This window comes from uncultured Capnocytophaga sp. (assembly GCF_963525585.1).
Lineage (GTDB): Bacteria > Bacteroidota > Bacteroidia > Flavobacteriales > Flavobacteriaceae > Capnocytophaga.
Genome location: NZ_CAURLX010000001.1, coordinates 64,199 through 82,516, shown reverse-complemented (window position 1 = coordinate 82,516; position 18,318 = coordinate 64,199). Strand labels below are relative to the sequence as shown.

Below are 18,318 nucleotides of genomic sequence, written 5' to 3'. Positions count from 1 at the left end.
AAGACAATGAATAAGTTTTATACCCTTTCCACAGATACTTTCGTGCCGATTTCGCACGATAATAAGCATCTTTTTAACACTTATGAACTGGTAAATAACTTTATCAAGGCGCGAATTTCGCCTGCTTATAGGAATATCCTAGCCAAGCCTATTCTACAGAATTATCAAGTGGAATGGTATGCTCCCTTTGAGAATCTTAAGGAAACGGTAGATGCTCAAGCACAGCGGAAGTATTTTGCCTTTAGGGATGAGCTCCAGAAGCATATCAATTTGTTAGCCCAGAGTACGGATGCCGATTCTCATAATTGGGCAGGGCTTTTAGAGAAAGTCTTCCGAAAAGAGGACAATAAGCTCTTTAGTAATGGAAAAGATATCTGTATTGTATGGGGTTGGGCGTTTGATAATTATCAGATTCAGCGTCCGGAAATCAGCATCGGGGATTCCAATACTGCCGAGGAGCCAACCCCTGAAGTAAGCACGCCTCTAGAAGAATCCATAGCACCTATGCCCTTACCTGAGCAGGAAACTCCCGAGGAAACCCCTCAGGAAGAACCCATTCCAGAAACTTCTGAGGAGCCTGAGCCTCCTCTAGAAGAACCAGAGCCTTTGCCTTTTCTGGAACCAGAGGAAGAAGCTCCTGAAGAACCAGAGGAAAAAGGTAATTCTTTCTTAGAATTTCTTAAAGAGTTTGCTGCTAAGTATTATTGGCTCTTGGCTGTTCTTCTGGGATTGATATGTGTAGTGTTTTTTGTTAAATCTCTTACTTATTAAGCTATGAAAAATCGTTTTTGGTATAGAAATTGGTGGTTATTCTACCTACTGATGTTTCTTCTGTTAGGATTGCTTATTTATGCACTTTTATGGCATCCTCGCTGTCAGAATGTCGTTGCTCCTAATGCTTCTGCTATGCCTGCCGATCAGACCCAGCAGATGCCTACACCTGATACGCCTACAGTGGTGGATTGCAATGCAGAGGTAAATTCAGGAGGTCAAGGGAAGACGGTAACCAAGCACTCACTAGGAAGCCATTCAGGAAGAGTAATTTTGCAGTATGATATGTACACAGTCCCTGATATGCTAACGGTTTATTATGACAATAGAGTTATAGCCACCACACAGGACTTAGTTTCAGGAGAAGGGCAACTGCAATGGAACTATACGGCACAGAATGGAAAGCCTCAAGAATGTATTGTAGAAGTACAAGCCCCTGAAGAAGATACTAAGTGGATTTATCAGCTTAATTGTCCTCAGTAAAATAAAAAAATGATGAAGAAGTACCCTTTTTTCTATTACTTGATTCTCTTCCTGTTATTGGTGGCAGGGGTGATATTCTGGTATCTGCTTTTGAGTAGATACTTTAAGGAGAATATGCCCCAGGGGAATCCTCCTGTGAGTGTAATAGGGCAGCCTTCCTATATTCGGGGCGGATACTATACTATAAAACCCATAGACCGAGATAAGGTAATTATTGACACTATTAGCAGGCGTAAGATTGTTTCGGACTTGGTCAATATTGCCATTAAGGATACGGTATATCAGACACATTTATTTGTTAAAGATTTTGCACAACAGTTTGATACTGTTCAGTATCGGATTCGTTATATAGATAGCACCATTAACTATGTACAGGTAAAGGTAAAAGAACAGGAGCGAATGGCATTCAAGCAACAGGTTAAGCAACAGCTCTCAAAATATCCTTTACTCGTATGGGATGAGGCCTTATTTGATAAAGAGGTGGCTCTAGATGCTAATGATCATTATTGGCGAATGGAGAACCTCTATCCTATCCGTTCGCTAGACGCTTCTCACCTGAAGGTGGCGGTAATTGATAATGGTTTTGACCTCAAGCACCTTTCTATAGCCAACAAATGGATAAAGCCCTATAATGCGACTGATAACAGCCAAGAGGTAAGTCCTTCCGCTATTAATCACGGAACGGCGGTTGCCTCTCTGATTCTTGGGAATCAGTTTCAGGATATTCACGGGATGATTCCCTCCTGTAAGCTCATTCCTATTAAGGTAGCTGATGCGAATGGATTTATGACTTCTACCTATATCGTTAAGGGATTACTCTATGCAGTGAAGAACCACGCAGATGTGGTGAATATCTCCTTAGGAGCCAACTTGGAAGGGCTAGAGGGTACCCCAGAAGCTTTCCAAAAAGCCTATATAGATAATGAAGGCAAGGATGAAGAAGCCTTCTGGAAAGAACTTTTTCAATATGCTGAGCAGAATAAGACAGTGGTGGTATTAGCCGCAGGGAATGATAATGTACTCACAGGTTTTGACCCTTTCCAGCGGTCAGAAATTACAATAAAAGTAGGAGCGGTGAATAAGAATAACCAAAAAGCAGATTTCTCCAATTATGGGGCATATACAACACTCTACGCACCAGGAGAAGAACTCAAGGTAGCACTGGCAGGTGGTGGAACTGAAATTACCCAAGGAACAAGTTTTGCAGCTCCTATTGTAAGTGCTTTTCTTATAGCACTCAGGACAAAGTATCCTCAGCTGAGCGCAAAAGAACTTATCGCTCAACTAATGAAAAATACAACCGAGAAGAATCAATTAACCATTTTATATAATAAAACTTTCTAACAATTATGTTTAAGCAAGATCATTTTGCCTTTGTGGATGTCATATCCCTTATTTTTCTAGTAGTACTCTTTATGGGAAATTTCTATGGATTGTTATACCTGACTTCAGGAAGTATTCTGATAAGTTTTCTTATTAGTGCTTTGATTATAATCCTCTATTACACCCTTATTCAGATACTTAAGCGCAATAAGCAGTCAATGGTAACTCAGCATTATAGAACCCCTTTTTCCTTGCTATTTTTGATATTTGGAATTTTAGCAATAGGGAGTTTTGTGCTAATGGCACACGCACTGAATATAGAGACGAATGCCAAGCCCAAGGTACAGGCGGAAGTGGCTCAGGAAATTGCCCAAGTGGAGAAACTCTCCTCTGTATATCAGGAACGTGTGAAGAAGAACTTGCAGGATTATGAGGGAGAGCTCACCAAGCGCCTATCCGAATACAAAAAGAAAAGAACGGCTGCTCTTAAGGATGCTCTAAGTACTGATCCTTACACTATCGACCCTCAGATTCTCGCTTCATTTTCTAAAAATATTGATGTTGCTGAGCTAGCTAAAGCAAAGATACAGCCTTACCGTGTGAAAGCACAAGAGAATGAAAAAGATATTACCACTAGAATTACTCAAGCCCAACAGTTCAATAAAGCCTTCGAAGAATGGAAATGGCTCAGGGTAACAAGTGATTACAAGAAGCTCAATCAATATATAACAGAGAGCTATAGCTTGGTTAATGAAAAACTCTCTCAGTTGCCTATGCAGGAAGAACCCCTTACGTATGCGGGAGCTCCTAAAGGACTTCCGCTGGATAGTTTCTGGCAGCTAAATAAGCATTATACACCCAATTACCTAATTCCTTTATTAGTGGTGGTGGCAATTCATCTTTTTATACTTATTCCTTATTTCACCTATAAGGTAAGGGCTTATGTAGGGAAAGAGGAAAATCAGGAGGACAAAAGAGTAACTACATATTAATCAATAAACAATGGATAAAATAAAGAAGAAACAAATCTTAAACGATTGTAATAATAATAACTTTACGATAGATAAGCTAGACCAATGGGTTATCAGTGGGGATATCACACTGGAGGAATTTGAACTCAATAGATTAGACCCTTCAAAATTAGAAATTCTCAGGCAACGTAAGGAGCAACGAGAAGGAACTTTTATCATAGAAGATGCCCCAACGGCTCCCACAAACTTTTTTGAGGAGACAATTTTCGTCAGTGATACGCCTCCTCTTTCTGTAGTTCCTCCTCAAGGAGGGAAAATAGCAGAGATTCAGAAAGTAATCAATAATGAAGTAGGGATAGAGGAAATCAAAGATGCCATCCGAAAAGGAATATATACCTATAATGACCTCTTGGCAGCAGGAATCCCTCAGCGTATTATCAATGCGATGGAGTACCACTCCCAGCGTAAGCCTGTACGCCCAATGGCTATTGAGGACTTGCCTCCTATGGATAAGGGTAGGACAGACATATTTTTCATTGGAATTGCTGGATCTGGGAAATCTGTAATGCTTGGAGGCTTGTTGCGCTATGCTAATAAGGAAGGGATTATGATTCCTGATTCCTATAATCAAGAAGGTAATAAGTATGCCGCTCACCTTACGTCTGATTTGGAGAAAGGGATTCTTCCTTTAGCTACTACCGCAGGAAGCTATAACTATATTGCGGCTTCTATTAAGGATAGCAAGAAAGTACCTCATCCTCTGAATATTGTAGAGGTGCCTGGGGAGAACTACCATAGAATATTTGAGGAAGGAATTGAAAATGAGGAAGTCAAAGGCTTTGTGAATTATATCAAGAATGATAACCGTAAGATTCTTATTTTTGTTCTAGATGCCCTTGAGCATAAGAATCGATTGGAAAACTCCTATAGTAGTGCATATAAGCAAGGAGATATCTATGTGGCGATTCTCAGTATGCTGAAATCCTACAAGATATTAGAAAAGACAGATGCGCTTTACATTGTGGTCAATAAGTTTGATGTACTGAAGAAGGAACAAGCTCTGTTCTCCTCACAGTCCGATGCTAAGCTGGCAGATGATTTTGTAAAAGATGAGTTCAAGAACCTCTTGAATAACTGTATAGATGCCAAGGAAAACAGTCGTAATAAGTTCCCTATCAAGGTATTTCCTTTTTCGATAGGAGAAGTATGTTATGACAAAATACTCAAGGAATACAATACAACTTATTCTAAGAACATCGTCGAGCAGATTCTCTCCGATAGCTTTGTCGTGAGTGGAGATGGTTTTTTATCTAAATTTTTAAAACGATTTTAAATAAGACAATTATGAAAATAGGACTATTAATCCAACGTACTTTTAACGGGTTGAATACCGAATATGTTAGTGAAAATGCCCTAGCGAGTTTCGATACAAAGCTCTTCCTTACTGATGAGCGTAATGTGGCGATGCAGCTCAGTGAGGCTCCCGTATTCTCTGTAGCTCAAAAAGGACAAGCAAAATGTTATTCATTTATCAAAAGAACCCTTGATAGGGAAAAGCGTAGTGGCTTCTATGCGATACGCCTTTTTATAGAGGTTACCCAAAGCTTAAAGAACCTTAAGCAACAGCTCACTCGTATAGCCCAAGAATATGAAAAATCCTTACAAACCCCAGGCTATAGCGCTGACTATCCTTCCTTATTAAAGGAAGTGGAAAAAGACTTAGCCCCCTTGGAATACACCTTTGATAAAGGAAAAATTAAGAGTGGCGAATATTATGCTTTTCTTTCTGCTCAAGATGATCTGAATACTCTATTGGAAAGAGATGGAGCTTATTTTGCGGAAAAGCTTTATATATTTACCCAATCGATTGATAGAAATCATTTGGCAGAGTTCCGCTTGCAACCATTGGAAGGGATTGCTACCAAAAGGCTTATCCTGAATGATTCCTATAACTATATTAGTGAAGTATGGATTGGAGATAAAGGAATACCTGTACAAGGGAATAAACTCTCTACTTATAAATTTTTAGCACTACAGGAGGATAATTTCTACTATAAGTCTGCTCTTTATAGGGAGAAACAACCTATTTCTGGAGGTACTTTTTCCGTAAAGAATCTTAAAGTAGAGAATCCTCAAGGATATATAGAGAAACTCTGGGTGAATGATGTAGAAATCAAAGGAATCAAGGAAAGAACCTCAATCACAGTATGTTACTTAGAAGGAGATAGGCTCTTCTATAAGGTGGCTAAAGATAGTACAAAGCATTCTGTTCCCTCAGGTCAGGAGCTCCTCACAGTAGCACGTCCTGAACAAGCAAAGGCAACAACCGAATTTAAATTCCCCAAGCTCAGCTGGTTCTCTGTATTGATTATAGGTCTGTTGAGCTTAGCTATAGGCAGTGCAGTGGGCTACCTCTATAGTGACAGTGAAGCTTCTAGGCAAATAGCCCTTAAGGAAAATGAAAAAAAACAACTTGCTTCCGAGAAAGATACAATGCAGAAAGAACTGGAGAGACTACGTGCCTACAAGGATAGCATAGGCTCCCTTAAGCAAGTGGCAACAGCCTCTAAAGATAATAAAACACAACAAAAATAAATCCTAATGAACGAGAACAAACGAACACTGTATTTTATCCTTATTACCTTAGGGGTTGGTGGTATTATCGCCCTCTATACGTGGTTTTCTAGTATGAGTTATAGTTCTGGAGTAGGTACAGAGACTACTACCTCAGCCGATACGCTGGCTATACAGGAAGTAGTAAGAAAAGAAATTAGCCAACTAAGCGAAAAGGATGTTACTCCAGCGCAATATAACAACCTAAGAACAGAAATTACAGGTTATGCACAACAAGGAGACCTTACAGAATCCCTTAAGGAGTCACTCCTGAATGCTCTCAATGATACTTATACAGAGAAATCCCTAATTAAGGCACAAAGTTTGCTATCGAAAAATCCATTTCCTGAGAAGCAGATTCTAGAAATTTTAGAACATATTTCCTCAGTGGGAGTAGCCGATAGAAAGCAAATAAATGCCATAAAAGCCAAAGTACTCTGGTACCAGAATTATACCCAGAAGCTCCCTGCAGAGATTGAAATTTTCTGTGAAAAATCTACCGCTCAGTTCAGAGAAGATGGAAACTTTGACTCCACTCAATATAACGACTACAAAACTAAGGTGGGTACCGTCGAAGGAGAGTTCTTGAACAATACTCAGGTACAAAGAGCCAGACAAGAAATGGATCAAATGCTCAATGATATGTATAATCTGTGGGAAAAGAAGAACAGAGCTGTTGAGTCAATGTATGACCTATCTATGTAAATTTGGAACTAATGAAAAAGATATTTCTTTATATCACATTCCTTTTCTCATCATTTGTACAAGGGCAGTCTCAGGATGTACTCCTCTGGGCAATCTCTGCCTATAAGCAAGGTCAATATGAACAAGTGTTGGAATTGCTCAAAGGGGTACAGCTTCAGGGGAATTTGGATGCATATTTCTTGGTTATTCAGTCCGAATATGCTCTAATTGATCGGGATTACAATGAGAACATAGCCAAGTTCGATTATAACCGTTTAGAAAACCTACGAGGACAGGTGAAGGATTATCTCTCACGTGCTAAGAACCCCAAAGGAATCCAGAAAGTAACTCAGATTCAGGAACACCTGAAGCAATATCCTGCTTTGGAGGTTGATTTTTTGCTTGTTCGCAACCGAAAATCTGAGAGGGACCAGCTAGATAACCTCCGTAGAGCCTTTGAGCACAGGGAGTATGATCAGGTGCTAAGCCTAGTGGAAGAATATCAGCAAGATAAGGTGTTAGCTCCTTTCCATTTGGATTATTATCAGGCAATAGCCCGTGCTCGTAAGGTGAATAAAAATACTTCTTCACAGGAACGAGAAGAGATAAAGCAAGCCCTGAAAGCTTACAAAGAAGCCTATCATAAGAAGAATGTACTTTATGACCAAGCGATAGATGCTTCTTTAAAGAAGATTCGTTAGCCTTGCTTTCTAGAAAAAATGAAAATACTAAACAATGAAAAGATTCTTATTATCCGTTACCCTCTTGCTCTCTTTATGGGCTTGGGGGCAAGAAGAGGCTCCACAAGTATCCCGCTTGCAGGACTGGGGAGGCTTCTTCTCAATAGGTTATGAGGGAGGAAGCATTGCCCCTTATGGTATCCGTGCGGAATCTGCTCGGGTGGATAGGTGGATAGGTGGTTTTCTTATTGCTAGGACTTCTTTCCACAGCAGGCAAAAACTAGAACAAGTCTCCAGAGAAGACTTCCCTGCCAATAAAACTGAATTCATAGGAGGGGCGAATTTTCGGCTTGTTTATTGGGCTTATCTCAATATAGGCGGAGGTATAGGACAACACTATTATCCCTTTGAGAATGGTTATAATCACCAGCGTTCGCTAGAGAAAAAGACTTATCTACCAGGGTATCTGGGAGCGACTTTTCGGCTGATACCCCGATGGAACCTCATAGGGGGAATGTCCTTTATAGCTATTACAGAAAAGCTTTATGCACCAGAATATACCCTAGGAATTACCTATAATCTTAAACGGAATAAGTAATGAGAAAATATATTTGCATTCTTCTGCCTTTTATGCTTCTTTCCTGTAGCAAAGAAGTCTATAATTTCAAGGAACAGCTTCCTAGAACTATCATAACCTACCCACAAGAATCTGTTGGAAAAAATACGGTTACTTTTAGGGGAACTATTAATGATGATTATGGAGCGTGGGTCTCTACTTGGGGTTTTTATTATGGCACAAGTCCTGAGCAACTCTCTGAGCCTGGACAGCGGAAAATCGTACATACTACCCAAGGGATAGGGCGAGGAGATTATACACTGAAAGCAACAGACTTGAGCCCTGCTACTACGTATTATTATCAGGCTTTTGCGACCAATGCACAAGGAACCGCCGTGGGAGAAGTGCGCCAATTCACTACCGAAAAACCTTCTTTGCCTGTGCTTACTACGGCAACTCCTGAAGTAGGAGCCTATGGAGTACTTCTTAAGGGTATTCTCTCCGATACGGGAGGCTATCCTATTGAAACCTATGGTTTTTATTATTCCACCACGCAGGAAAGCCCTACTAGTGAAGACCACACTCTTTCGGTGACGGGTTCCTCTGCTACAGATACACTTTCACTTACTCTAGCAAACTTTAGAGCAGAGACTACCTATTATGTACGCGCTTTTGCACAGACACATTTTGGGAAGGCATTAGCCAATGTTGTTCAATTCCGGACACTTCCTATATCTCTTCCTCAAGGAGCTACCCTACTTCCTCCCTCTCAAATAACCAAAACTACCGCTAGGCTTACCGCAACGCTTGGGCATACAGGAGGGACAGAGACCTTTGAGGCAGGGTTTCTTTATAGTGATTCTCAGCGAGAACCTACACTAGACAACGGAGCTATAAGAGTAGAAGGCCAACATACAGAGGGGGACATTATCTATGATTTATCAGCACTTGCTCCTGCAACTACCTATTATGTACGTACCTTTGTAACTAATTCCAAAGGAACTACTTATGGGAATATCATCCCTTTCCAGACGCTTCCTACAGCGCCTCCTACAGGAGTAAGATTTCTCTCCTATCAGGAACGTACGCTTACTTCCGTAAGGTTGTTGGCTACAGTGGAGGCAAGCCAAGGCGGTTCTCTTACCGAAAGAGGTTTTCTCTATAGTGTCCATACCAATAATCCTGTAGAGGGTAATGGTACAAAAATAATTGTATCGGGAGAGGAATTGGGAAATTTCTCTATCCTTCTTACAGGGCTCACTCAGGGGACGAACTACTTTGTAAGAGCCTATGCTAAGAACGAATTTGGAATTACTTACAGTGAGGTGGTGCCATTTACCACCATAGCAGTGGAATTACCTTCGCAACTAAGGATTAGTTATGTGTCTTCCTCAGCGACTACCTTTGAGATAAGAGGAACCGTAGGGAATGACGGGGCTGGGGTGATTTCACGAAGAGGATTTGTGTATAGCAAAACAAATCCACAACCTACTTTAGCCGATGCCTATGTAGAAGCAGGGACAGGAGTGGGCACTTTTACAGCTACTATTTACTCTCTTATTATAGGAACACGCTATTATGTACGCGCTTTTGCCACCAATGAACGTGGAACAGCTTATTCCAATACAGAAATTCTCACTACGGCTACTGTAACTCTCCCAACACTTACTATAGGAGAAATAACAGAGATAAGTTCCTCTTCGGCTAAGTTTGCAGGGCAACTCTTACTTAATGGTGGAGGAGCTCTTACACGCTATGGTTTCCTATGGAGTACTTCACAAGCAAATCCTGTATTAGGAGGAGCAGATACTCAGCAGGTAGGCTTTTCGGAAAATATTATAGGAAGCTTTTTCCATAGGGTAGAAGGATTGGAACGGAACACGACCTATTACGTACGTGCTTTTGCCACTAATATTGCAGGAACAGCTTATTCAGAGGTGAAAACTTTCCGAACAGCTTCCTTAAGTATAGGAGATCGGCATCAAGGAGGGCGTGTAGCCTATCTGTTACGGGAGGGAGACCCTGGATATGTGGCGGGGGCTTCACACGGCTTATTGATTCCTCTGGAAGAAGACTTGCCACAGGACGCTCTCCAATGGGGTTGTGTAGGAACTCTCTTAGGACAGACAAGAGGAGGCTTGGCAGAGGGACAACGGAATACACGCTTTCTGAGCTCTTCCTGTGCCTCAGCAGGCAGCATAGGAGCCTATATACAGCAATATAATGCAGGAGGGCACTCGGATTGGTATATTCCTTCAATAGCAGAATTATTGGCTATTTATGAGCATAAAAGCCTTCTGCATCTGCCTAATGAAGCCTATTGGACATCCTCTGAGAAAGACCACTGGCAATCCTATGGCATTTCTCTTGCTAGGGGTCGCCTACAATCTTTCTCAAAGAATGAAGCCAAGAAGCTACTGCCTATACGCACCTTTTAGGAGCTTATAGGAAATAGTTGAGTGCAATAATTACCCCTACGTGCATTCCCTCGTGCGTATTATTGAATACAATAGCATCTTCTATGTTATTGAGGGTAAAGCCATATGAAGAAGTGTAGGGCGTAAAATCCTTGAATTTTCCAGCCTTGTAATCGGCTTCAAGCTGTTCCTGGGTACTTAGAAGAAGTTCCTTAAGAGAAGCAATTTCTTCAGCTGAAGGAATGTGTCCATTAGGATAGGTTCCTTTCTTATATTTGTCAATAAGGTCTTTGCTTACAAGGGGAGTAAGTCCTGCTTTTTCATAACAAAGCAATTGTTGGGTTACCACACAGTGAGCAATGTTCCAGAGGACATTATTGTGGAATCCCTCAGGGATAAGGGCAAGTTGCTCAGGAGTAGCTTTCTCCAAATAAGCTAAGAGCTTTAAGCGAGAGACTCTGTGAAGGTTGAAAATAGCGTTGTTAAACATTTTTTTATAGATTTAAGGGTTTTTACATCAAGATAGATATTTTGAAAAAATCAGTGCTGAACAGTTACCTCCGAATCCAAAGGAATTAGAAAGAACGTGCTGAATAGGCTTTTGCTTAAGGACAGTTACCGGCTTGATATTCACTTCTTTCATAGGAGTCTGGAAGTTCAGGTTAGGGAATATCATCTCTTTTTCTATAGATAAGATACTAATGATGGCTTCCACTGCTGAAGCTACTGCAAGCGTATGTCCTGTAAAAGGTTTAGTAGAACTCAGGTCAGGCATTTGTTCTTCAGAGAAAATACGGATTAGAGCGCGACTTTCGGAGAGGTCGTTATTCACTGTAGCGGTTCCGTGAGCATTGATATAGTCAATATCCTTAGGGGAGAGCCCACTACAATGGAGGGCTTTCTCAATGGCTAGGAAAGCTCCTTCCCCATCCTCTGAGGAAGCTGTTTGGTGATAAGCATCATTGGCATTGCCCCATCCGGAGAGTTGGGCAAGGATTTTGCGTCCGTGCTTAAGTGCCTCAGATTCTGCTTCTAGGATTAGGAAAGCTCCTGCTTCTCCTAAGTTCAGTCCTTTGCGATGCTCGTCAAAGGGAGTTGCTTCCTTATCAGAAAGGATCATTAGGGCATTGAAACCATTGATAGTGAATTTGGAAAGTGCATCCGCTCCTCCCACTGCTAGAGTGCGTGCTCGCCCTGTACGGATGAGGTTGGCAGCTGTAATAATTGCATTGGCAGAAGAAGAACAAGCTGTGCTAAGGCTGGTTACGAAGCCTTTTATCCCAAAGTAGGACGCCATTTGCTGGGTAATTTCTCCTATATTGTGTGAAGTAATATACCTACGAGCAGGAATATTAGTAGCATAGTCGTAGAAATACCGTTCGGTCATATCCATTCCTCCTACACTAGAAGCCATTATTAGCCCAAGCGAATGAAGGGATTCTTCATCAAGAGAGGCATTCTTAATGGCTTCACGTAAGGCTAAAATTCCCAGTAGAGAAGTTCGTGAATAACTATTTTCCTTAGGAATATCTAGGATATTGGTTAGGGCTTCATTAGTGTGCTTTACCTCCCCTACCTTGATATGGTCTTGGTGTAAGGTATCTAGTAGTTCTATGGTTGAAAGCCCAGACTTGCCTTGGGAAAGATGTGTGAAAGTTTCCTGTACATTATCCCCTATACAGGAGCAAATGCCCATTCCTGTAATAACGATTCTCTCAGGATTCATTATTTAGTTCTGTGCTTACTGATATAGTCCGCCATTGTAGCGATGGAATAGAAGATTTCTCTTCCCTGCTTAGGGTCGGCAAGGCGAATGCCATAATTTTTATCCAAAAGAACAATGAGTTCCAGAGCATCAATAGAGTCTAACCCTAATCCATCATTACCAAAAAGAGGAGTGTCTGTAGCGATATCCTCAGGGCTTACTTCCTCTAGGTTCAATACTTCTATTACTTTTTCTTTCAGTTCTTGAATGAGTGTATCCATAATTTTTTAAAAATTTTTGCAAAGATACAACATTTAGGACTAAAAGTCAAGCAGGAGGCACGTTAAAACGATGATATTTTCTTGTTATCAAGCCTTAATTTTTTAGTTATCCCTTGCTTATTTTGCTATAGAGAAAATTCATCTCTTTTCCTCACTAGCTGAGTTATTCATCTTCTAAGGGATTTCTTTCTCCTCTCTTTTTCTTCTCAATAAATGAAAAAGTTTTTTTAAAAAGCTTTTATTTTTCAGGAAAAAACACGAACTTTGCTCGCTTTTAAAACCCCAATCTATGAATAGAATGCTACGAGTGAGTATTTTCTGTATAGGTCTTTCTGTTATGATGATAGGTTGTAAGGAAAAACCTAAGGAGCAACTTCCACCCACACAGGAGTTACCACCACCTCCTAAGCCAACTTACGAATATGGGTTTAATCTTCTGGATTACAATGTAGTGAAGGATACACTCAGGTCAGGAGATACCTTCGGAGAGCTCCTTAATAAACAGCATGTTTCTCCTAAAAAAGTAGCAGCTTTGGCAGAACTAGCCAAGGAGTATCTTCGTCCGAAAGACTTCCAAGCAGGGCAACCTTATGCCTTTATTTTCGATAAAAAAAAGCCAGATTCGCTTGCGTATTTCATCTATCAGCCGAACTTGTTACATTTCATAGAGGTTAAAGTAAGCGATTCTATCGCAGTAAGGCAGATTGATCGCAAGGTAACCGTTGTGGAGAGAGAAGGGGGCGGTTATATCAAAAATAATCTGATTGAAGATGTAATGAAGTCTGGAATGTCCTTTGCGGCAGCCTATAAGCTTTCTCAGATTTTTGATTATACTATTGACTTCTTTCATCTCCAAGAGGATGATAAGTTCAAGATTATCTATGACGAACGTTATGTAGATGATACCATCAATGCGGGCTTGGTACAGGTGAAAGCAGCCTTCTTTGAGCATAAAGGAAAGTCTTTCTATGCCTTTAACTTTCCCTTGGATTCAGCAGCAGGGAAGTATGGTTACTATGATGAAAATGGGAATATGATGAAGCGAATGTTCCTGAAGTCTCCTCTGGATATCTTCAAGATCACTTCCCATTTTGGGATGCGCTACCACCCTATTCTTCATCAGATGAAAGGGCACTTTGGTACCGATTATGCAGCTCCTACAGGGACTCCTATCCGTGCTACAGCAAGCGGTACCGTTATTCAAGCGGGATATACTTCAGGGAATGGGAATTATGTAAAGATACGCCATAATAACACCTATGAGACTCAATACCTCCATATGTCTAAAATTATTGCTAAAAAAGGTAAATCTGTAGCTCAGGGCGAAGTCATCGGGCTAGTAGGAAGTACAGGCCTTGCCACGGGACCTCACGTATGTTACCGATTCTGGAAAAATGGACAACAGGTGGATCCGCTTAAGGAAAAACTCCCCGATGCAGTACCTATTGATGGGAAGCTTAAGGAACGCTACTTAGCCTTTGTAGCACCTCTTAAGAAACAGCTGGACGCTGTACCTTATGCTGAAATACAAACAATTGAGGCACAACAGCCAGCCATTGTACAACCCAATGACACTATTGTAAAAAAGAACTAAAAAACTCTAACGAATCAATTAAGAAATGAATATATTAAGATTTATCACAGCAGGAAGTGTGGATGATGGGAAGAGTACTCTCATTGGTCGTTTGCTCTATGATAGCAAGAGTATCTTAGCCGATCAGTTAGAAGTGTTGGAACAACAGTCCAAGAATAAAAATGAAGATGGTGTAGACCTTGCTATTCTCACGGATGGCTTACGTGCCGAACGCGAGCAGGGAATTACAATTGATGTTGCTTATCGTTACTTCTCCACTCCTAAGCGTAAATTTATCATTGCTGATGCTCCGGGGCATATTCAATATACACGTAATATGATTACAGGGGCTTCCAATTCCGACCTGATAATTATCTTGGTGGATGCTCGAAATGGAGTAACAGAACAGACCCGCCGTCATTCCATTATTGCTTCGCTACTAAATATATCTGAGGTTGTAGTAGCGGTGAATAAAATGGACTTGGTAGGCTATTCTGAAGACGTTTTCAGTGCTATTAAGAAAGAATATGAGCAAATAGCTCAGCGATTGGGGCTCAAGAGCGTACATTACTTCCCTATTTCAGCTTTTGTAGGGGATAATATTGTAAATACTACTCAGGCAATGCCTTGGTATAAGGGAAGTTCGCTTTTAGATTTTCTAGAAGCTGTGGAAATTAACAAAAACAGCTACCAGAAACCGCGTTTTCAAGTACAATATGTCATTCGTCCTCAGACAGAAGCCTTGCACGATTATCGAGGCTATGCAGGAGAGATAATTTCAGGTATTTATCATAAGGGAGACCCCATTGTTATTCTTCCAGGGGGAGCTTCTACTACTATTAGTAAGATAGAGCGTAATGGAGAGGAAGTGGCTCAAGCCCAAGCGGGTGATCCTGTGGTGATACACATAGAAGATGATATAGACATTTCACGGGGAGACTATTTTGTGAATGAGGATTTTGATAAACCTTCTGAAAGTCAGGAAGCTGAAGCCATTGTATGCTGGATGGATAAACGTTCCTTGCAGGAAGGGAATAAATACCTTTTACAACAACGTAGCCGATTGGTAAAAGTAATTGTAAAGGAGATTACCTATAAGATAGATGTAAATACCCTTGAACAACAAGCGGACGTAGAAAGTATAAAGCTTAATGAAATTGCTAAGATACGAATAAAAGCAGCAACTCCATTAGTATATGATTCTTTTGCTGAGAATCCTCCTATGGGAAGTGCTATCCTCATTGATGAGACCAGCAATGCTACCGTAGGCGCTCTGATGTTAGAATAACTAAAAAATCAAGTATAATGACCCCATTACGATTTAATGCTTTAGCAGAAGCACAAAGAAAAGTCCCTGTAGTAGTAACAGAGTCTTCTAAACGTTCAGAGCTTTTTGCCTCTCACATATTTAATGAAAAAGCGATGCGTGCGGTGATGACCCGTGAAGCGTTTGAGGCAGTAATGCAAGCCATTCACTCAGGAGTAAAGATAGAACGTTCTATGGCGGATCAGGTAGCTATAGCGATGCGTGATTGGGCAATGAGCAAGGGGGCGACTCACTATACACACTGGTTCCAGCCCCTTACAGGAGGAACAGCGGAAAAGCACGATGCTTTCTTTGAACCTATTGGGCGAGACCAAGCTATCGAGAAGTTCGGAGGAGGGCAGCTCGTACAGCAGGAATCCGATGCTTCAAGCTTCCCCAATGGAGGTATTCGCAATACTTTTGAGGCGAGAGGTTACACTGCTTGGGATCCCTCATCTCCACCTTTTGTATATGGAACTACTCTTTGTATTCCTACGATTTTTATTTCTTATACAGGAGAAGCCTTGGATAATAAGACGCCTCTACTCAAGGCACTTACCGCAATAGATCAAGCCGCTACGGCTGTAGCCCAGTATTTTGATAAAAATGTAAAAAAAGTAATGGTTACTCTTGGTTGGGAGCAGGAATATTTTCTGGTAGACGCCTCTTTGGCTAGGACACGTCCTGACCTTACCATCACAGGTCGTACCCTTTTGGGACATCAAGCTGCTAAAGGGCAACAAATGGAGGATCATTACTTTGGAGCTATTCCCAGCCGTGTTCTTAGTTATATGAGAGAACTCGAACAGGAGTGTATGCTCTTGGGAATTCCTATCAAAACAAGGCATAATGAGGTTGCTCCTAATCAGTATGAGTTTGCTCCTATCTTTGAAGAAGCCAACTTGGCGGTGGATCAGAATGCCCTGCTGATGGATGTGATGAAAAAGGTAGCTGAAAAACATAGTTTCACTGTCCTTTTCCACGAGAAACCTTTTGTAGGAGTTAATGGTTCAGGGAAGCATAACAACTGGTCTTTGGCTACCGATACAGGAGTCAATTTGCTTTCTCCAGGAAAAACTCCGATGAAGAACCTACAATTCCTCACTTTCTTTATTTGTACCATCAAGGCAGTATGCGAATATGAACCCTTATTAAGAGCTTCTGTAGCTTCAGCAAGTAATGACCATCGGTTGGGAGCCAATGAGGCACCCCCTGCGATTGTTTCCGTTTTCATAGGAGAACAACTAACCAAGGTGCTCAATGCTCTTGAGGATGCTTCTGAGGAGCTCTCTATGGAGGAAAAAGCAGACCTCAAGCTGAATGTAGTAGGCAAGATACCCGATCTTTTTCTGGATACTACTGACCGTAACCGAACTTCTCCCTTTGCTTTTACAGGGAATAAATTCGAGTTTCGCGCGGTAGGCTCCAAAGCCAACTGTGGGAAGCCAATGATGGTACTTAATACCATTGTAGCTAAGCAATTGACAGCATTCAAAAAGGCGGTAGATGCACTTATAGAGCAAGGAATCAAGAAAGAAGATGCCCTCTTTAAGGTACTCAGAGAATATATTAAACAGAGCAAAAAAATACGTTTTGAAGGAGATGGTTATAGCAGGGAATGGGAGGAAGAGGCTGCTCGTCGAGGTCTTTCGAATCACAAAACAACTCCTGAGGCTCTTACAGAGAATATCTCTCCTAAAGCCTTGGCTCTTTTTGAAGAAATGGGAGTGCTCAGTAGGGTAGAGGTGGAAGCACGCTATGAGATAGCTTTAGAGGAATATGTGAAAACGATACAAATAGAATCTCGTGTATTAGGAGATATCGCACGGAATCACGTGGTGCCTACAGCCGTCCGCTATCAGAATACACTGATTGAGAATGTACGAGGACTTAAGGAGATTTTCGCAGAGAATTATCAAGACGTAGCTTCTGAACAGATAGATTTGATCCAGCGGATTTCCCGACATATTAAGGAGATACATACCAATGTAGAGGCAATGATCCAAGCTCGCAAGCAAGCCAATACACTTCCTACTTTTGAGGAAAAAGCACACGCATATTGCCATCAGGTCAAGGCTTTCTTTGATCCCATACGCTACCACTGTGATAAGCTGGAACTTATGGTGGATGATGAGCTCTGGACACTAACCAAGTATCGTGAATTACTCTTCACCAATTAAGACAAAAAGAACCAGAAGAGGAAGGAAGAAAAAAATTTTTATATTTCTGAAAAAATACGTACTTTTGCCCTTGAAATTAAACACAATATAATGAGCTTAGAGTCAAAAATAATGGAAGCCCTTAAGGAGGCTATGAAAGCAAAAGACACAGTTGCTTTGGAATCCTTGCGTGCAGTGAAGTCTGCTATATTGCTTGCTAAGACAGAGGCAAAAGCAGGTGATACACTTTCCGAAGAAGACGAGATTAAGCTCTTACAGAAATTGGTAAAGCAACGTAGAGAAAGCGCACAGCTTTACCAAGAACAAGGCAGAGAGGACTTGGCAACTCCTGAGCTAGCTCAAGCTGAAATTATTGCAAAATTCCTCCCAGAACAGCTCTCAGAGGAGGAAGTAACCGCCCACCTACAAGCGATAGTGAGTCGATTAGGGGCTACTTCTCTCAAGGATATGGGAAAAGTAATGGGAGAGGCAACTAAGGAGCTTGCAGGAAAAGCAGATGGGAAGCTAATTGCTACTCTTGTTAAGAAAGTGCTTTCTTAGGACAACAAAGAACTATTTTTATTTAAACTATAAGAATTTGGCCGCGTAGTTCAACTGGATAGAATATCAGATTTCGGCTCTGAGGGTTAGGGGTTCGAAGCCTCTCGCGGTCACCAAAAGGCAATATTTCAAAGAAGTGTTGCCTTTTTTTGTTTATAAATTCTTTTAATACCTATAAGAGAATAGAAAAACTGACGGAATATATGTGATATACCGTCAGTTTCAATATAATAAA

Annotated in this window: 17 protein-coding genes and 1 tRNA gene; 15 read left to right on the top strand and 3 right to left on the bottom strand. The window is 41.1% G+C overall.

Translation table 11 applies throughout. The annotated features are described in order from the left end of the window. The first annotated feature begins 6 nt into the window (after positions 1-6). Genes RYK20_RS00515 through RYK20_RS00470 form a run of 10 tightly spaced genes read left to right on the top strand, consistent with a single transcriptional unit; the run spans position 7 to position 10,519 of the window. A complete protein-coding gene (locus tag RYK20_RS00515; protein WP_311456435.1) occupies positions 7-771 on the top strand; it encodes a hypothetical protein in 765 nt (254 codons plus the stop codon). 3 nt (positions 772-774) lie between these two features. Continuing rightward, entirely contained in the window at positions 775-1,254 is a 480-nt protein-coding gene (locus RYK20_RS00510; protein ID WP_297978611.1) for a hypothetical protein, read from the top strand. Between the two features lie 9 nt (positions 1,255-1,263). Next, on the top strand, positions 1,264-2,598 hold the full coding sequence (locus RYK20_RS00505) for a S8/S53 family peptidase (RefSeq protein WP_311456436.1): 1,335 nt from the start codon (positions 1,264-1,266) through the stop codon (positions 2,596-2,598). A gap of 5 nt (positions 2,599-2,603) precedes the next feature. Beyond that, positions 2,604-3,569, top strand: a complete 966-nt coding sequence (locus RYK20_RS00500; RefSeq protein ID WP_311456437.1) for a hypothetical protein — start codon at positions 2,604-2,606, stop codon at positions 3,567-3,569. 10 nt (positions 3,570-3,579) lie between these two features. After that, on the top strand, positions 3,580-4,881 hold the full coding sequence (locus tag RYK20_RS00495; protein WP_297978617.1) for a hypothetical protein: 1,302 nt from the start codon (positions 3,580-3,582) through the stop codon (positions 4,879-4,881). Positions 4,882-4,892: 11 nt separating this feature from the next. Beyond that, positions 4,893-6,143, top strand: a complete 1,251-nt coding sequence (locus RYK20_RS00490; protein ID WP_314894017.1) for a hypothetical protein — start codon at positions 4,893-4,895, stop codon at positions 6,141-6,143. Between the two features lie 6 nt (positions 6,144-6,149). Beyond that, complete coding sequence (locus tag RYK20_RS00485) at positions 6,150-6,866, top strand: hypothetical protein (RefSeq protein ID WP_314894016.1); 717 nt, start codon at positions 6,150-6,152, stop codon at positions 6,864-6,866. Positions 6,867-6,877: 11 nt separating this feature from the next. Next, positions 6,878-7,546, top strand: a complete 669-nt coding sequence (locus tag RYK20_RS00480; RefSeq protein WP_314894015.1) for a hypothetical protein — start codon at positions 6,878-6,880, stop codon at positions 7,544-7,546. A gap of 34 nt (positions 7,547-7,580) precedes the next feature. Further along, positions 7,581-8,123, top strand: coding sequence for a hypothetical protein (locus tag RYK20_RS00475; protein ID WP_297978622.1), 543 nt, complete (start codon positions 7,581-7,583; stop codon positions 8,121-8,123). Then, positions 8,123-10,519, top strand: coding sequence for a DUF1566 domain-containing protein (locus RYK20_RS00470; RefSeq protein ID WP_314894014.1), 2,397 nt, complete (start codon positions 8,123-8,125; stop codon positions 10,517-10,519). Before RYK20_RS00475 ends, RYK20_RS00470 begins: the two co-directional genes overlap by 1 nt. A 4-nt stretch (positions 10,520-10,523) precedes the next feature. Here the strand turns inward: RYK20_RS00470 and RYK20_RS00465 are convergent, their stop codons facing one another. From RYK20_RS00465 to RYK20_RS00455, 3 genes are read right to left on the bottom strand one after another with little or no spacing between them, the layout of a single operon-like run. Then, the gene (locus tag RYK20_RS00465) at positions 10,524-10,988 is read right to left on the bottom strand and encodes a DinB family protein (RefSeq protein WP_314894013.1); all 465 of its coding nucleotides are present in this window, start codon (positions 10,986-10,988) and stop codon (positions 10,524-10,526) included. A 27-nt stretch (positions 10,989-11,015) separates the two neighbouring features. Then, the gene (locus RYK20_RS00460; RefSeq protein WP_314894012.1) at positions 11,016-12,224 is read right to left on the bottom strand and encodes a beta-ketoacyl-[acyl-carrier-protein] synthase family protein; all 1,209 of its coding nucleotides are present in this window, start codon (positions 12,222-12,224) and stop codon (positions 11,016-11,018) included. Continuing rightward, complete coding sequence (locus RYK20_RS00455; protein WP_297978628.1) at positions 12,224-12,484, bottom strand: phosphopantetheine-binding protein; 261 nt, start codon at positions 12,482-12,484, stop codon at positions 12,224-12,226. The genes RYK20_RS00460 and RYK20_RS00455 overlap by 1 nt, the downstream gene beginning before the upstream one ends. A 289-nt stretch (positions 12,485-12,773) precedes the next feature. Between RYK20_RS00455 and RYK20_RS00450 the strand changes: the two genes are divergently transcribed. From RYK20_RS00450 to RYK20_RS00430, 5 genes are all read left to right on the top strand, one after another. Further along, positions 12,774-14,078: a peptidoglycan DD-metalloendopeptidase family protein gene (locus RYK20_RS00450; RefSeq protein WP_314894011.1), complete on the top strand. Its 1,305-nt coding sequence runs from the start codon at positions 12,774-12,776 to the stop codon at positions 14,076-14,078. Positions 14,079-14,103: 25 nt separating this feature from the next. Beyond that, positions 14,104-15,345 carry a GTP-binding protein gene (locus RYK20_RS00445; RefSeq protein ID WP_314894010.1) on the top strand — a complete coding sequence of 414 codons (1,242 nt, stop codon included), beginning with the start codon at positions 14,104-14,106 and terminating at the stop codon, positions 15,343-15,345. 17 nt (positions 15,346-15,362) lie between these two features. After that, entirely contained in the window at positions 15,363-17,543 is a 2,181-nt protein-coding gene (locus RYK20_RS00440) for a glutamine synthetase III (protein ID WP_314894009.1), read from the top strand. A gap of 90 nt (positions 17,544-17,633) precedes the next feature. Further along, the gene (locus RYK20_RS00435) at positions 17,634-18,083 is read left to right on the top strand and encodes a GatB/YqeY domain-containing protein (protein WP_314894008.1); all 450 of its coding nucleotides are present in this window, start codon (positions 17,634-17,636) and stop codon (positions 18,081-18,083) included. 39 nt (positions 18,084-18,122) lie between these two features. After that, a tRNA-Arg gene (locus RYK20_RS00430) sits at positions 18,123-18,199 on the top strand. Positions 18,200-18,318: the final 119 nt, after the last annotated feature.

What these genes read in the sequence shown, in the direction of transcription:
- RYK20_RS00515 (WP_311456435.1), top strand. Translation starts at nt 7, where the DNA reads ATGAATAAGTTTTATACCCTTTCCACAGATACTTTCGTGCCGATTTCG.
- RYK20_RS00510 (WP_297978611.1), top strand. Translation starts at nt 775, where the DNA reads ATGAAAAATCGTTTTTGGTATAGAAATTGGTGGTTATTCTACCTACTG.
- RYK20_RS00505 (WP_311456436.1), top strand. Translation starts at nt 1,264, where the DNA reads ATGATGAAGAAGTACCCTTTTTTCTATTACTTGATTCTCTTCCTGTTA.
- RYK20_RS00500 (WP_311456437.1), top strand. Translation starts at nt 2,604, where the DNA reads ATGTTTAAGCAAGATCATTTTGCCTTTGTGGATGTCATATCCCTTATT.
- RYK20_RS00495 (WP_297978617.1), top strand. Translation starts at nt 3,580, where the DNA reads ATGGATAAAATAAAGAAGAAACAAATCTTAAACGATTGTAATAATAAT.
- RYK20_RS00490 (WP_314894017.1), top strand. Translation starts at nt 4,893, where the DNA reads ATGAAAATAGGACTATTAATCCAACGTACTTTTAACGGGTTGAATACC.
- RYK20_RS00485 (WP_314894016.1), top strand. Translation starts at nt 6,150, where the DNA reads ATGAACGAGAACAAACGAACACTGTATTTTATCCTTATTACCTTAGGG.
- RYK20_RS00480 (WP_314894015.1), top strand. Translation starts at nt 6,878, where the DNA reads ATGAAAAAGATATTTCTTTATATCACATTCCTTTTCTCATCATTTGTA.
- RYK20_RS00475 (WP_297978622.1), top strand. Translation starts at nt 7,581, where the DNA reads ATGAAAAGATTCTTATTATCCGTTACCCTCTTGCTCTCTTTATGGGCT.
- RYK20_RS00470 (WP_314894014.1), top strand. Translation starts at nt 8,123, where the DNA reads ATGAGAAAATATATTTGCATTCTTCTGCCTTTTATGCTTCTTTCCTGT.
- RYK20_RS00465 (WP_314894013.1), bottom strand. Translation starts at nt 10,988, where the DNA reads ATGTTTAACAACGCTATTTTCAACCTTCACAGAGTCTCTCGCTTAAAG.
- RYK20_RS00460 (WP_314894012.1), bottom strand. Translation starts at nt 12,224, where the DNA reads ATGAATCCTGAGAGAATCGTTATTACAGGAATGGGCATTTGCTCCTGT.
- RYK20_RS00455 (WP_297978628.1), bottom strand. Translation starts at nt 12,484, where the DNA reads ATGGATACACTCATTCAAGAACTGAAAGAAAAAGTAATAGAAGTATTG.
- RYK20_RS00450 (WP_314894011.1), top strand. Translation starts at nt 12,774, where the DNA reads ATGAATAGAATGCTACGAGTGAGTATTTTCTGTATAGGTCTTTCTGTT.
- RYK20_RS00445 (WP_314894010.1), top strand. Translation starts at nt 14,104, where the DNA reads ATGAATATATTAAGATTTATCACAGCAGGAAGTGTGGATGATGGGAAG.
- RYK20_RS00440 (WP_314894009.1), top strand. Translation starts at nt 15,363, where the DNA reads ATGACCCCATTACGATTTAATGCTTTAGCAGAAGCACAAAGAAAAGTC.
- RYK20_RS00435 (WP_314894008.1), top strand. Translation starts at nt 17,634, where the DNA reads ATGAGCTTAGAGTCAAAAATAATGGAAGCCCTTAAGGAGGCTATGAAA.